This is a genomic window from Erwinia sp. PME.40.26/001, from assembly GCF_055556675.1.
Map to the genome: position 1 here is coordinate 54,991 of NZ_JBVHNP010000010.1, position 13,500 is coordinate 68,490.

At 56.9% G+C, this 13,500-nt stretch carries 15 protein-coding genes; 5 read left to right on the forward strand and 10 right to left on the reverse strand.

Annotation, left to right across the window (positions count from 1 at the left end; translation table 11 throughout):
• Positions 1–88 precede the first annotated feature (88 nt).
• Entirely contained in the window at positions 89–148 is a 60-nt protein-coding gene (gene ypfM, locus ACZ3HG_RS20110; RefSeq protein ID WP_101505280.1) for a protein YpfM, read from the reverse strand.
• Between the two features lie 278 nt (positions 149–426).
• Positions 427–621 carry a hypothetical protein gene (locus ACZ3HG_RS20115; protein ID WP_062744802.1) on the reverse strand — a complete coding sequence of 65 codons (195 nt, stop codon included), beginning with the start codon at positions 619–621 and terminating at the stop codon, positions 427–429.
• A gap of 251 nt (positions 622–872) precedes the next feature.
• Between ACZ3HG_RS20115 and ACZ3HG_RS20120 the strand changes: the two genes are divergently transcribed.
• The 3 genes from ACZ3HG_RS20120 to ACZ3HG_RS20130 are packed head-to-tail and all read left to right on the forward strand — an operon-like array spanning position 873 to position 2,585.
• Positions 873–1,277: an ArsC family reductase gene (locus tag ACZ3HG_RS20120; protein WP_465334088.1), complete on the forward strand. Its 405-nt coding sequence runs from the start codon at positions 873–875 to the stop codon at positions 1,275–1,277.
• Positions 1,259–2,386 carry a succinyl-diaminopimelate desuccinylase gene (gene dapE / locus ACZ3HG_RS20125; RefSeq protein WP_191934747.1) on the forward strand — a complete coding sequence of 376 codons (1,128 nt, stop codon included), beginning with the start codon at positions 1,259–1,261 and terminating at the stop codon, positions 2,384–2,386. Before ACZ3HG_RS20120 ends, dapE begins: the two co-directional genes overlap by 19 nt.
• Before the next feature lie 10 nt (positions 2,387–2,396).
• Positions 2,397–2,585, forward strand: a complete 189-nt coding sequence (locus tag ACZ3HG_RS20130; protein WP_062744795.1) for a YpfN family protein — start codon at positions 2,397–2,399, stop codon at positions 2,583–2,585.
• 53 nt (positions 2,586–2,638) lie between these two features.
• Here the strand turns inward: ACZ3HG_RS20130 and ypfH are convergent, their stop codons facing one another.
• The 6 genes from ypfH to dapA form a co-directional block, all read right to left on the reverse strand.
• Positions 2,639–3,328, reverse strand: coding sequence for an esterase (gene ypfH, locus ACZ3HG_RS20135; protein ID WP_465334091.1), 690 nt, complete (start codon positions 3,326–3,328; stop codon positions 2,639–2,641).
• Positions 3,329–3,410: 82 nt separating this feature from the next.
• The gene (locus tag ACZ3HG_RS20140; protein ID WP_465334093.1) at positions 3,411–5,408 is read right to left on the reverse strand and encodes a tRNA(Met) cytidine acetyltransferase TmcA; all 1,998 of its coding nucleotides are present in this window, start codon (positions 5,406–5,408) and stop codon (positions 3,411–3,413) included.
• Between the two features lie 6 nt (positions 5,409–5,414).
• Positions 5,415–6,278: a KPN_02809 family neutral zinc metallopeptidase gene (gene ypfJ, locus ACZ3HG_RS20145; RefSeq protein WP_191934745.1), complete on the reverse strand. Its 864-nt coding sequence runs from the start codon at positions 6,276–6,278 to the stop codon at positions 5,415–5,417.
• Positions 6,279–6,443: 165 nt separating this feature from the next.
• A complete protein-coding gene (gene purC, locus ACZ3HG_RS20150) occupies positions 6,444–7,157 on the reverse strand; it encodes a phosphoribosylaminoimidazolesuccinocarboxamide synthase (protein ID WP_465334095.1) in 714 nt (237 codons plus the stop codon).
• 160 nt (positions 7,158–7,317) lie between these two features.
• A complete protein-coding gene (bamC, locus tag ACZ3HG_RS20155) occupies positions 7,318–8,349 on the reverse strand; it encodes an outer membrane protein assembly factor BamC (protein WP_191934743.1) in 1,032 nt (343 codons plus the stop codon).
• Between the two features lie 15 nt (positions 8,350–8,364).
• The gene (dapA, locus tag ACZ3HG_RS20160; RefSeq protein ID WP_191934742.1) at positions 8,365–9,243 is read right to left on the reverse strand and encodes a 4-hydroxy-tetrahydrodipicolinate synthase; all 879 of its coding nucleotides are present in this window, start codon (positions 9,241–9,243) and stop codon (positions 8,365–8,367) included.
• Between the two features lie 143 nt (positions 9,244–9,386).
• On the opposite strand from dapA, the gene ACZ3HG_RS20165 reads away from it, so the two are divergent.
• Both ACZ3HG_RS20165 and bcp read left to right on the forward strand, forming a co-directional pair.
• Positions 9,387–9,938, forward strand: a complete 552-nt coding sequence (locus ACZ3HG_RS20165) for a glycine cleavage system transcriptional repressor (protein WP_191934741.1) — start codon at positions 9,387–9,389, stop codon at positions 9,936–9,938.
• 68 nt (positions 9,939–10,006) lie between these two features.
• Positions 10,007–10,474, forward strand: a complete 468-nt coding sequence (bcp, locus tag ACZ3HG_RS20170) for a thioredoxin-dependent thiol peroxidase (RefSeq protein ID WP_191934740.1) — start codon at positions 10,007–10,009, stop codon at positions 10,472–10,474.
• Between the two features lie 50 nt (positions 10,475–10,524).
• Here the strand turns inward: bcp and ACZ3HG_RS20175 are convergent, their stop codons facing one another.
• Together ACZ3HG_RS20175 and ACZ3HG_RS20180 are read right to left on the reverse strand one after the other, a co-directional pair.
• The gene (locus ACZ3HG_RS20175; RefSeq protein ID WP_191934739.1) at positions 10,525–11,580 is read right to left on the reverse strand and encodes an AI-2E family transporter; all 1,056 of its coding nucleotides are present in this window, start codon (positions 11,578–11,580) and stop codon (positions 10,525–10,527) included.
• An 82-nt stretch (positions 11,581–11,662) separates the two neighbouring features.
• Positions 11,663–13,273: a sensor domain-containing diguanylate cyclase gene (locus ACZ3HG_RS20180; RefSeq protein ID WP_191936837.1), complete on the reverse strand. Its 1,611-nt coding sequence runs from the start codon at positions 13,271–13,273 to the stop codon at positions 11,663–11,665.
• Between the last annotated feature and the right edge of the window lie 227 nt (positions 13,274–13,500).

Sequence of the window (13,500 nt, forward strand, 5' to 3'; positions counted from 1 at the left end):
AGCCTGTTACGGGCTGCCTTTTATAACGGAAGTGACTGAAGGTAAAGCAGTTTGATACGGTCGCCTTGCTTTTCTTGTCTGAAACGCATTACTTGCGTAACATCGCTTCAATAAAGTCTTTCCAGTTCCCCAATTCTAAATCAATCATAATAACCTCTCTTTTTTTGTCTTTTCATTTTAAGAGTATTCCTAAGCAAAAGAAAGATCGGGATCCCAATTACTGCCATCGGTAAAATGAGTTAAACGAAAATTCGATGAAACTGTGCTATGCCGCACAGTCTGTAGGTGATGATTTCTCAGGGGATTATTAGCGGTAGCATAATTAAGAGGCTTCGTATATCCGGCAGGCGCACCTGAATACGCCAGACAACCACTCTTCCACCGTCTCAAGAGGAACATCGACCCCGGGCGGGGCCGGATGATTCACTATTTCAGAATGATGATTTTATCGTAACCGCCGCTTTCACTGTCGATGTGCGTTTTCGCGTCGGGGTGATCGCGCATCACTGCGTCAACGATATGAGCAAAATCCTCACAGCGGGTTTCTTTTTTACGCTTCAGTACGATCGTGGACTGGGTTTCTTCTACCGTATGCGCGGCCGACTCTTTCATGTAATTCATCGCTCCCCTCCTCTTAATCACGGGCTCTCTACCCTTCTCATCGTGCTCGTCGCTATTGTCCTGCATTGAGCTCATCCGAATATAGATGAATCCCACAAAAAACAGAAGGGTACACAAGTCTGACTTTTACCGGCAACGCATCAAACGTTCTTCCTGGCATCTGAGTTTCATCATCTCAAGGGCTGTCTGCCGGCGCTATCCACTGTAAACTGTAACCCGTAATTATCAGCCGGCACAGGAAACGGATACCGATGACAGAACAGAGCCCGAAAAATACCTTTACGATGTATGGCATCAAGAACTGCGACACCGTTAAAAAAGCCCGGAAATACCTGGAAGCGAGTGACGTGAACTATCAGTTTCATGATTACCGTGCAGACGGATTAGAAGCAGATTTGCTGCAGCGCTTTATCGATGTTCTTGGCTGGGAAGCCCTGCTCAACACGCGCGGCACTACCTGGCGCAAGCTGGAAGAGTCGGAACGTAAGGCAGTGGATAATCCGGCAGCGGCACTGACGCTGATGCTGTCGCAGCCAGCCATCATCAAACGCCCGTTGCTCTGCGCCGCAGACGGCTCTATGCTGCTGGGCTTCAGTGAAGGTACCTATTCGTCGTTTATTCAGGAGAAGTCATCATTATGCACTGTCCGGTCATAGAGCTGACGCAGCAGCTTATTCGTCGCCCCTCCCTCAGCCCTGATGATGCCGGTTGCCAGGCCATTCTGATTGCCCGTTTACAGGCGCTGGGTTTTACCGTTGAACCGATGAACATTGGCGACACCCTGAACTTCTGGGCATGGCGCGGCGAAGGGGAAACGCTGGCCTTTGCCGGTCATACCGACGTGGTGCCAACCGGGGATGCCAACCGCTGGATCAATCCCCCGTTTGAACCGGCTATCCGCGACGGGATGCTGTTTGGCCGCGGTGCCGCCGATATGAAAGGGTCGCTGGCCGCGATGGTTGTGGCCGCGGAACGTTTTGTTGCCGCCCATCCGCAGCACAAAGGGCGTCTGGCCTTTCTGATCACTTCCGATGAAGAGGCCAGCGCCGCCAACGGGACCGTAAAAGTCGTGGAAGCGCTAATGGCCCGCAACGAACGCATGGATTACTGCCTGGTGGGCGAGCCGTCCAGCACTGAAGTGGTCGGCGACGTGGTGAAAAATGGCCGTCGCGGGTCGATTACCGCTAACCTGACTATTCATGGCGTCCAGGGCCATGTGGCCTACCCGCACCTCGCCGATAATCCGGTTCACCGCGCCATGCCTGCGCTGAATGAGCTGGTGGCCAGAGAGTGGGATCGCGGTAATGAATTCTTCCCGCCGACCAGTATGCAGATTGCCAACGTACAGGCCGGGACCGGCAGCAACAACGTGATCCCCGGCGACTGTTTTGTGCAGTTTAACTTCCGTTTCAGCACCGAACTGACCGATGAGATGATCCGGCAGCAGGTTCAGGAACTGCTCGATCGCCATCAGCTGCGCTACACCATAGAGTGGAAACTCTCCGGTCAGCCGTTCCTGACCTCACGCGGTAAGCTGGTTGATGCGGTGGTTAACGCGGTTGAGCACTATAATGAGATCAGGCCGCAGCTGCTGACTACCGGCGGCACCTCTGACGGGCGCTTCATTGCCCGCATGGGGGCGCAGGTGGTGGAATTAGGCCCGGTCAACGCCACCATTCATAAAATCAATGAGTGCGTGAAAGCCGCCGACCTGCAGCTTCTCAGCCGCATGTACCAGCGGATCATGGAACAGCTGATCGCATAAAGGTGAAATGATGGAATTTATAAAGCACTACTGGTGGATCCTGGTGATCCTGCTGATGATTGGCATTCTGATGAACGTCTATAAAGATCTGAAGCGCATCGACCATAAAAAATTTCTCGACAACAAGCCAGAACTCCCTCCGCATCGTGATTTTAACGATAAGTGGGACGATGAAGACGACTGGCCAAAGAAGAAATAATCTCCTGCGAATCAGGGGCCGACAGGAAAACACGGTCGGCCCCGACACGCCAATTACATCAGTGCAATCACATCATCATCGCCCGGTTTCGCACCGCTGAGTGCTTCGTCAAAATAACGACGCGGTACGGTAAACTGCAGGCGATCGAGGGCTAAGCGCATCGCGCGCTCGTCGATGGCATGCGGCAGATCGTCGATGATATCCAGCGTCACATCACCGCCCAGCGCTGACAGCCGCTCTTCCGCCGCAACCGCGTGCGTCAGTGGCAGCACGGTATCATTATCGCCGTGGATCAGGTGGATAGTGGTGCGCGTCCCGGCCTGGTCGGGCAGCGTGGCATACCGGCCACTAAAGGCCACTACCCGCCCTGCCAGTCCCGGCTGCACCTTAATCGCCTCCAGCGCCATCGTCGCACCCTGAGCAAAGCCTATCAGGGCAGTTGCCCGCGCGTTGACCCCACTCTGCTGCTGCCAGTGGCGAACGCTGGCGATAAAACCATCCATTGCGCCATCAACCTGCTGCTGATGACCGTCCGGCACGGACGGCATATACCAGTGAAACCCCCCGTCAGCATCCGCCTGCGGTCCGCTGATGCTGACCACCAGCGCCCGCGGGAAGGCCCCGGCAAACCAGTGACCAATCTCACCCATTGCCACTGGATTATCGCCGGCAGCGTGATACAGCAAAAACAGCTGCGTCGCGGGTAACGAGGGGGTCTGAACAACAACATGGGGAAATTTCATGGTGAACTCCTTAAGCTATTGCCGGGATCATACGCCCCTGCTGGCTGAAGAACAGGGGGTATTTTTGATGAAGACGGTGGATTTATTGCAATGAGATGACCCACTGCTGGTGCTGCTGTGCCCGCAGCGGGTCCTGCGCCATCAGTCCCTGCCGGGCCTCCTGTCGCCAGGCAACCAGCAGCGCCTTACGCCCGGACAGCCGGAACCGGGTGCAGATCTCCGCCGGGGAAAGCCCCTCAGCGATGGCCGCACGCAGCAGCGGCAGGGCTGAAAAAACCGTACCAGTCAGTCTTCCCAGTGCGGCATAGCTGGCCTCAAACGACCGCTGTGCCCAGGCAAAACCGGACAGCTCCAGCCAGTCATCGTCGGTCAGCGTCAGATCATCATCGGCGGGCAGGGGCAGCGCCTGTGAGCCCGACTGGCGGTGCAGCCAGCCCGCATTTCGTGCCAGACGTCGGGCGGCAGAGTCAGCCAGACGTTCTCCGGCCGGGCTGAGAGGCAGGATGGCCATCGCCGTATAACAGCCGCTGCTGGCCTCCCGCTGGGTGCCGAAGCGCACCAGCTGAAAACCACAGCGCTGCCAGAAACGCCACAGCGGGTCGGTAAAACCAAAGCTGACGGATAAAAAATCCAGTTCCGGGGTAAGCTCCTGACAGCAGGCGACCAGCCGCTGACCGCAGCCCTGCCCGCGCAGCGGTGCCGCGACCGCAATCCGACTGATGCGCCGTGAACGCAGCTGGGGGGCGTCGATCTCACCGGCATGGGCCGCCAGTGACTGGGCAACCAGGCTACCGCGCGGGCGGCGGGTACCGGCCCAGATGGCGGCAGACAGCCCGGCGGAAAGCCCCCCCTCGTCCACCAGCCATAGCGCCCCCTGTACGCTGTGCTCCTGTACGGCGGCAATAAAGTGCATCCCTGACGCATCCATCATCCGCCGCAGATCGAGCGGTGAGGTACGATAGTGTGCGCTGGTCAGCAGCTGGTAGACCGCTGCCATCCGTGCGGGCTGGCGTACCCAGTCTGCCTGTTCCAGCGGCTGACAGGCCAGTGGCCCCGCCTGCGGAGGGGCAACGGCATCGTCAAACAGCAGGGCCTCCGCCACGATCCGCTCCAGCGGATCGTTCGCCGCCCAGCGCAGGGGAGCGTCCAGCCGGTAATGCGTCACGTCCGGCAGACCGGCACAGAATTTCAGCATAAAGCCGCGTCCGGTCCCCTCATAACCCTGAACGGTGGTGGCCAGCAGGACGCGGGGGAAAAGGACCACCAGCCGCTGTAACAGCGGGGCTGGAATGGCCGCCGCCTCATCAACCAGCAGCCAGTCAACGCCGGGGACAAGCTCCTGAGCACTGGCCAGCAGGCGATCCGGTGCAACAAAGTGATAGCGATCTCCGGCAAAGCCGGCGAGTACGTCCGTGGCGGCACGGGCGGGCGCGGTGACCAGACAGCGTCCGGGCCAGCGGGCGGCCAGCATACCGGCCAGCGCGGATTTTCCCCGGCCACGGGCGGCGGTCAGCGCGTAAATACCCGGAACAGCATTGATCAGCCGATCGAGCATCCGCTGCTGTTGCTGGCAATCGGTCTGCCAGTCCGGGGGCAGCGGGACGGGGGAGATCTTCAGAGAATGGGACTGACGCCAGTTAACCACGCCAGGATCGGTCAGCAGCAGCCGCTGAAAGCGCTGAACAAAGCGCGGAGTGGCACAGGGTTGCTCACCATCAACCCAGCGCAGTGAATCGGCGTCGGGCCGCCCCGCCCAGCTATCCCACTCCGGCAACAGCAGCAGCAGCCAGCTTCCGGCACGCAGCGTGCCTGCCAGTGCGGCAAAGGCTTCGGCATGAAAACCCTCGCGGGCGTCAAAAACCGCATGGTGGTACTCCCGACCCAGCAGCGTGCGCAGGGCCTGTGGCTGGCAGTGCAAGGGGGCAGCCGCGTCACTGCCCACCCACAGCCAGTCCCCGGGGAGCTGCGCCATCAGCCCGGCGGCCTGCTGCGCACACCATGCCGGTTCCCCGCTGAGGGTCAGTAAACGGCGGCAGCCCTGCCGCTGATGAACGGCAGCCGCCGTGACGAGCTCATTCACGCCGCATCAGCCTGCAAAGGTATTACACTGGCCGGGATTACCGCTGTCGAAACCTTTCTTGAACCAGGTATAACGCTGCTGTGAGGTGCCGTGTGTAAAGCTGTCCGGCACGACCCTCCCCTGGCTGCGCTGTTGCAGCCGGTCATCACCGATCGCCTGAGCCGCATTCAGCGCGGACTCAAGATCCCCGGTTTCCAGCACGTTTTCCTGCTGCATATAGTGGCCCCAGACGCCGGCAAAGCAGTCCGCCTGAAGCTCCATTTTCACCGACAGCTGGTTTACCTGCGTACGTGACGCGCCCTGCTGCATCTCGCGCACTTTTTTATCAATGCCCAGCAGGTGCTGTACGTGGTGTCCGACCTCATGGGCAATCACGTAGCCCTGAGCGAACTCACCGCCGGCCCCCAGTTTGTGGGTCATTTCGTCATAAAACGACAGGTCAATATAGACTTTACTGTCTGCCGGGCAGTAAAACGGCCCCATCGCCGACTGGCCGCTGCCGCAGGCGGTGGCCGTCTGATTGCGGTACATCACCAGCGTCGGGGGCTGCCACGTTTTATCCATCTGCCGGAACAGCTTTTGCCAGGTATCTTCCGTCAGCGCGAACACCGTACGGGTGAACTGCGCGGCCTCATCCTCTTTCGGCGTGGTCTGCCGCTGCTGCTGCTGAGCCGTCGGTGCGGCGGAGCTGCCATCCCCGGTCAGCAGCGGCGTCAGGTCATAGCCATAGTAGCTGGCGATGGCCACGACAATCAGCAGAGCGATGCCCCCTTTACCACGAGGAATACGTATGCGCCCACCGCCAACCGTCCCGGATTCATTACGGCGATCTTCCACATTGTCGCTTTCGCGACGCCCTTGCCAGCGCATAAGTGTTTGCTCCAAATTAATAACGACAACCCGTGTGTCGATTTTAGTCGGATGCCGCAGGGAAAACCAGAAAACACGGGAATTGAGAGGATGAGGTGAAAAAGGCCGGGCAAGCCCGGCCTTTCGGCAGTCAATAGATCGTGAGGGCGTTAACCCTGGCGGGGATCAGTCGAGAGTGACGCCCAGACGTCTGGCCACTTCTTCATAAGCTTCAATCAGGCCGCCAAGGCTCTGACGGTAGCGGTCCTTATCCATCTTGTTCAGCGTTTCTTTGTCCCACAGGCGGGCACCGTCCGGCGAGAACTCATCGCCCAGCACCACTTCACCGTTAAACAGACCGAACTCCAGCTTAAAGTCGACGAGGATCAAACCAGCATCAGAAAACAGCTTGCTCAGCACGTCGTTGGCCTGGTAAGTCAGCTCACGCATCCGCGCCAGATTCTCTCTGTTTACCCAGCCGAAGGTTTCACAGTACGACTCATTGACCATCGGGTCGTGTTTGGCATCGTCTTTGAGGAACAGATCAAACAGCGGCGGATTGAGGATCATCCCCTCTTCCACACCCAGACGCTTGACCAGCGATCCGGCCGCACGGTTACGGATAACACACTCGACCGGCACCATATCAAGCTTTTTCACCAGCGCTTCGTTGTCAGAGAGCAGGGCTTCCATCTGCGTTGGGATCCCGGCTTCCTGCAGTTTTGTCATAATGAAATAATTGAACTTGTTGTTAATCATTCCCTTACGGTCAAACTGTTCGATACGCTCACCGTCCAGCGCTGACGTATCGTTGCGGAATTCGAGTACCAACAGATCCGGGTTTTCGGTGCTGTAAACGGTTTTCGCTTTGCCGCGATACAACTCAGCTTTTTTCTGCATCTTGTTTAACTCCAAACGATATAAGTGTCACTATCAGGCTGGCAGTGCCAGCCCGTTAAAATTTTGCCTGGCGGAATTATATGTTCCAGGGATAAAAAACCGAAGCAATCGTTTACGTCGACCCAATAAAAAAAGGCCGGAGTCTCTCCGGCCTTCTGGCTTACTTGCTGAATGCGGCCTGGAACACCGCCACCAGCGCATCATTTTGCGCCTGGGTAAGCGGATGACCTTTCGGATCGAGGAACTGCAGGCTGCTACGGTTATCCAGGTCACCGACCTGCACTTTGTAGTCACCGTTGTTCAGTTCCGGGTCTTTCGCACCCAGTTCGTCAAAGGTACTGCTGCCTGGCGCTTTGTAGGTGACGTTCAGGCTGCCCTGTGAACGGTTGCTGTCAGTCACTTCCATGCCAACACGTTTCATCGTCGCGGGCAGACGTTGCCACACCACATTGAACGGCGCACGCAGGATCAGGTTAGGCAGGCCGGTATCATCGGCACCGCTCTGAACGTCAATCTGGCTTGGGCTGCGGCTGGCCGCGGCATTTTCACGCCCGGTTTCCATCTTATCCAGCCCTTCGCTGATGGCATTGACCATCTGCGCGGTATAGCGCTGGATCTGAACCGGAGAGGTTACCGCTTTCTCCTGCTGTTGCAGTTCCAGCAGTTTCACCGTCAGCGCCTGCTGACCGCCCTGCTGCTGCACGCTTAACTGATAACGGCCACGATACTGGTTGTCTTCATCTGCACGGTTCCACTGAACCCAGTCGGTCGTCAGGGACTGACGGGCGTCCTGACGGTCGGCGATCGGGTATTTGGCCGCCTGTACCACATCAACTACCTGTGGCCAGAGAGAGCCGCCGCGTGAATCGACCAGCAGTGTGCCGGTATTGCCCGCGAACTGGCTACGGGTACCGTTCATCAGGGCCAGCGTCTGAGCCGGAGGACGAATATCCAACTGCTTACCCACCTGCCCTTTGCTGCTGACGGAAGGTATATCAAAGTCGCCATTCTGCAGCGGCAGGATCATGCCCGCAGGGGCACGCAGATCGCTGAGATCGGCAGCCTTCAGGTAGGATTCGTCACCGCTCACCTGACGCTTGTAACGTTGATCGTTAGAACATGCTGCCAGCAGCATCACTAACGACAGTCCCACCACTTTTGCTACCGTGGACTTTTGTACTGAGTAAGCCATTAATTCTCCCTAAATTTAAAGCAGGCCAGCGTTTTTCAGTGCCAGCTCAACAACCGGACGACCTGCATCGGTCAGCGGCGTCATTGGCAGACGCAGCGTATCGGTTGCTATTAATCCTAATTGTTTTGCAGCCCATTTCACCGGAATAGGATTCGGTTCAACAAACAGTTTCTGATGCAGGTGCATCAGGCGCTGGTTCAGAAGGCGCGCTTCAGCAAAGTTTCCCTGCCGTGCCAGCGCACAGAGGTCAACCATTTCACGTGCGGCGATGTTTGCCGTCACGGAAATTACGCCGTGCCCGCCCAGATGCATAAAGTCCAGTGACGTGGCGTCATCGCCGCTCACCAGCACAAAATCTTCATTTACCTGCTCTTGGATCTGACTAACCCGCGATAAGTTCCCGGTCGCCTCTTTGATTCCGATAATATTTTTTATTTTAGCCAGGCGGCCGACGGTCTCGGGCAGCAAATCTGTACCAGTACGTGACGGTACGTTATACAGCATCTGCGGAAGATCGGTACTTTCGGCGATGGTTTTGAAATGCTGGTACAACCCTTCCTGGGTGGGGCGGTTGTAATAAGGTGTGACGGTCAGGCAGCCTACGACGCCCGATTTTTCGAAGCGTTTAGTCAGAGAGACGCCTTCAGCGGTGGCATTTGCACCGGTACCGGCAATAATCGGAATACGACCATCTGCCAGTTCCAGCGTCAGCATCACCACGTCACCATGTTCGTCATGGCTGAGGGTGGCAGATTCGCCGGTCGTTCCTACAGAAACAATTGCCGCGGTTCCGCTGGCAACATGGTAATCAATCAGTTTTTTCAGACTCGCACGGCAGACATTACCTTTGTCATCCATCGGCGTTACGAGTGCAACAATACTTCCCGTGAACATTAGCCATCCCCTCGACAAACAAGTGCTTCATGGTACGTTTGTCCGAGCAGTAAAAGCAAGCGCATAGGGCGGCTCAAGCGCTTGTCAGCAGTTTTTTTTATGTTTACCTTATAGTTATTAGATTTTAGACAGGAAGCTTGATTTTGCCGCAGTCATCGCCACACCATCTGGTCATTACCGCCCTGGGGGTCGACCGCCCCGGGATTGTCAATGCTATCACCCGACATGTCAGCAGCTGTGGCTGTAATATTGAAGATAGCCGACTGGCCATGCTGGGCGATGAGTTTACCTTTATTATGCTGCTGTCCGGCAGCTGGAATGCCATTACGCTGATTGAATCCACCCTGCCGTTAAAAGGGGCGGAGATGGAACTGCTGATCGTGATGAAGCGTACCAGCGCCCGGACCACGCCGCCGATGCCGGTCACCGTATGGGTACAGGTTGAAGTTAACGACTCCCCACACATCATTGAACGTTTTACCGATCTGTTCGATTCGCAGCAGATGAATATCGCCGAACTGGTCTCCCGTACGCAACCTGCAGAGGAAAATCAGCCGCCGAGGCTCTATATTCAACTGACCGCACACAGTCCGGCCAGCCAGGATGCGTCTTTTATTGAAATGGCGTTCAACCGACTCTGTACAGAGCTGCATGCTCAAGGCACTATTAAGGCAGTTTCTCATCACGGCGCGTAACGATGCCCACCCGCGTGAGAAAGTGCGCAAATTTTCCCCTAGCATGATGATAAAAACGGAGAGTAGTGATGAATCCACTGAAAGCCGGTGATACCGCACCGAAATTTAGCTTGCCCGATCAGGACGGTGAACAAGTAAATTTGACCGACTTCCAGGGACAGCGCGTTCTGGTCTATTTTTACCCGAAAGCGATGACGCCAGGCTGTACGGTCCAGGCTTGTGGTCTGCGTGACAGCATGGATGAGCTGAAAAAAGCCGGGGTTGACGTCTTGGGAATCAGCACCGATAAACCAGAAAAACTGTCCCGCTTCGTCGAAAAAGAGCTGCTGAACTTCACCCTGCTTTCAGATGAAGACCACCAGGTCTGTGAGCAGTTTGGTATCTGGGGTGAAAAAACCTTTATGGGCAAAACCTATGACGGCATTCACCGCATCAGCTTCCTGATTGGCGTGGATGGCAAAGTGGAGAAGGTCTTTGACGACTTCAAAACCAGCAATCACCACGATATCGTGATGGATTACCTGAAATCTGCTTAATTATGTCCGGGTCGACCTTTCCGGTCGACCCGTAACAAGGTCAGCGGTGACTATTTGGCCAGCTCATCCGGCCAGGCATGTACCACCGCTTTCACCAGGGTGGCCAGCGGAATGGCAAAGAAGACGCCCCAGAACCCCCATAAGCCGCCAAAAACCACCACCGATAAGATAATTACCAGCGGGTGCAGATTCACCGCCTCCGAGAACAGCACCGGCACGAGGATGTTGCCGTCCAGCGCCTGGATGACCAGATAGATCACCATCATGGTCCAGAAGTCACCGGATAATCCCCACTGTCCCAGCCCGACGCCAATCACCGGGATGGTTACCACCATCGCCCCGATATAGGGAATAAGCACCGACACCCCAACCAGCACCGCCAGCAGCAGCGCGTAGTTCATGCCAATGGCGAGGAAGCCCACCCAGCTGACCACGCCCACCACGACCATTTCCAGCACCTTACCGCGAATATAGTTAGACACCTGCTGATTCATCTCTACCCAGACCTGGCCCGCCAGGCCGCGATTACGCGGCAGCACGCGGCGGATGGCATTCAGCATCTGCTCTTTGTCCTTAAGCAGGAAGAACACCATCAGCGGCACCAGCACCAGATAGATCGCCAGCGTCATCAGCCCCACCAGCGAGGCGAGAGAGTATTTCACCAGCTGATCGCCCAACCCGCTCAGGCGGCTGCGCAGGTTTTCCACCACAATATCAATGATGCCGGCCCCCATCAGGGTGGGGAAACGGTCAGGCAGCCGCATCGCGTACTGATACAGCCGGGTCAGCATGGTGGGCAACTCATGGGCCAGATTGATCCCCTGCTGCCACGCCACGGGAACCACCACCAGCATCAGGATCAGCAGCAACGTGGCAAAGACGATCAGCACCAGCGTGACGGCCCAGGTGCGTGAACAGCCCAGCCGCTCCAGCCGCACCGTTGGCCATTCCAGAAGATACGCCAGCACCAGCGCCACCAGCAGCGGTGCCAGCAGGCCGTTAAAGAAAAACAGTATGCAAAAAGCCGCCAGCAGAATGGCCAGCAGCGCAATCGCCTGGGGATCGCTGAAACGACGGCGATACCACTGCATTAAAAGTTCGAGCATGGGAGTCCTTGCTTGAAAAAGATGGGAAGAGTGTATCTGATACGGCCCGTTCTTGCGTCATGCCGTCACGGGCGTAGAAACATCAGTGCGGCAAGACCTGCGCCACGGCAGCGGTTTCGCCGATATCGGGGGCAACGATCACCTGATTGCGCCCTGCATTTTTTGCCTGATAAAGCGCATCATCGGCCTGTTTGAAGGTGGGATCCATACTGCCGTCACGATCCGGCTGCCAGAACGCCACCCCCACCGAAACGGTAATATGGCCCACCCGATCCAGCGTTAGCTGTTCGATGCGCTTGCGCACCCGTTCAGCAATCACTGTCGCCACTTCACGATCGGCCCCGGGCAGGATCATCAGGAACTCCTCTCCACCGTTGCGGCAGATCACATCGGTCTGCCGGGCCCCCTGCTCAAGCTGACGTGCTACGGTCTGGATCACCGCATCCCCGGCATCGTGTCCGAAGGTATCATTGACGCGTTTAAAATAGTCGATATCCAGCGCCAGCACCGCAAAGGGCTGACCAGTCGCCAGAAAATAGTCCAGTACCGCATTCAGGCCCCGCCGGTTGAGCAACCCGGTCAGCGGGTCAGTCTGTACTTCACTCTTCAGCCGGCCGATTTTGTCCTGCATCAGGGCAATGCCGGCCAGCATGGCGCGCTTAATCTGCGAGGCTTCATAGTACCAGGAGCGGATGCCGTTAATTTCTTTCGACACATTTTGCGTATCCATCTGGCTGGCCTTCCGGGCCAGCTGCCACAGCGGCAGCGCGATGCGCTGCGCGAGGATCAGCGCAATAATCAGCGTCAGCAGGGCGAAAGGCACCGAATGCTTGAGCACTTTCAGCAGCAGGCTGTTGAGCGGTGCCAGCGTCACCTCCGCTGGTTTAAGCGTGACGATTGTCCAGCCTGCCGTCGGCACGTTAGCAAACCCCGCCAGCATCCGCTCACCGCTTTCCGTCGTTACCTGCTGATTACCGTTGCTGGCGCGGGCGCGCACTGCCGCGCTGATCAAAGGATCGATGGTTTTCCCTACCTGCTGACGGTCCTGGTGATACAGCACCTGATTTTTACCATCAATGACGTACAGAGACGATCCGTCGCGGTAGAACTGCTCGCCGAGCAGAACGTTAAGAATGCTTCTTTTTTTCAGGTAGATAGAGCCGCCGACATAGCCCAGATAGGTGCCAGTTTTCGACCAGATGGGCCAGGAGACAAACACCAGCAGATTGTTCGCTGCGGACATGCTGGGCTGGCTGATCAGCGGCTTACGCTCACGCAGGGCCTGCTTCGTGGCCGTGGAGCTGAGATGCATGCCTTTCAGCATCAGAGATTCCGGTGAAATTGCCCGCACCCAGCCGCTGGCATCGACAACCACCACGGAGTTAAAACTGTTCGTTTGCTCACGCAGGCGATCGACTTCATCCTGCAGGGTCGCGTCATTATCCAGACCATTTCCCAGCACTTTGGCGCTGTAGGAGAGCTGCGACTGCGCCAGCTGGAAAAACACTTCAGTGGTAGACGCCAGTTTAGTGGCGTAAACCCGGTTTGACTCCAGCGTATTTTCGATAAGCACATCGCGCTGTACCCGCCAGCTGGCGTACAGTGAGTTAGCGAGGGTGATCACAATACTGGCGACCGCCAGCAGGGTAATGAGCGTGCGCAAATCCGTTTTGGGGCGCGAAAGCCTCAGCATGGACTCACCCCGGTGAGTAACATCATTATCAGCGCCTTATATTTTTTATGCGCGTTATGCCCAAAGAGCGAATAGAGGTTAAGTACGATTTATGCCCTGGTAAAGCACGGGCCAATTGTACACCTCTCAGCCGATTTGGGAATATTCTGAGGCCTTCAGAGCCAATAATTATTTCACTTAAGACAGGAAAGTTTGCGCAGGGAGGCGGGCCGGCGGCTCGCTGAGAA

What these genes read in the sequence shown, in the direction of transcription:
- ACZ3HG_RS20115 (WP_062744802.1), bottom strand. Translation starts at nt 621, where the DNA reads ATGAATTACATGAAAGAGTCGGCCGCGCATACGGTAGAAGAAACCCAG.
- ACZ3HG_RS20120 (WP_465334088.1), top strand. Translation starts at nt 873, where the DNA reads ATGACAGAACAGAGCCCGAAAAATACCTTTACGATGTATGGCATCAAG.
- dapE (WP_191934747.1), top strand. Translation starts at nt 1,259, where the DNA reads ATGCACTGTCCGGTCATAGAGCTGACGCAGCAGCTTATTCGTCGCCCC.
- ACZ3HG_RS20130 (WP_062744795.1), top strand. Translation starts at nt 2,397, where the DNA reads ATGGAATTTATAAAGCACTACTGGTGGATCCTGGTGATCCTGCTGATG.
- ypfH (WP_465334091.1), bottom strand. Translation starts at nt 3,328, where the DNA reads ATGAAATTTCCCCATGTTGTTGTTCAGACCCCCTCGTTACCCGCGACG.
- ypfJ (WP_191934745.1), bottom strand. Translation starts at nt 6,278, where the DNA reads ATGCGCTGGCAAGGGCGTCGCGAAAGCGACAATGTGGAAGATCGCCGT.
- purC (WP_465334095.1), bottom strand. Translation starts at nt 7,157, where the DNA reads ATGCAGAAAAAAGCTGAGTTGTATCGCGGCAAAGCGAAAACCGTTTAC.
- bamC (WP_191934743.1), bottom strand. Translation starts at nt 8,349, where the DNA reads ATGGCTTACTCAGTACAAAAGTCCACGGTAGCAAAAGTGGTGGGACTG.
- dapA (WP_191934742.1), bottom strand. Translation starts at nt 9,243, where the DNA reads ATGTTCACGGGAAGTATTGTTGCACTCGTAACGCCGATGGATGACAAA.
- bcp (WP_191934740.1), top strand. Translation starts at nt 10,007, where the DNA reads ATGAATCCACTGAAAGCCGGTGATACCGCACCGAAATTTAGCTTGCCC.
- ACZ3HG_RS20175 (WP_191934739.1), bottom strand. Translation starts at nt 11,580, where the DNA reads ATGCTCGAACTTTTAATGCAGTGGTATCGCCGTCGTTTCAGCGATCCC.
- ACZ3HG_RS20180 (WP_191936837.1), bottom strand. Translation starts at nt 13,273, where the DNA reads ATGCTGAGGCTTTCGCGCCCCAAAACGGATTTGCGCACGCTCATTACC.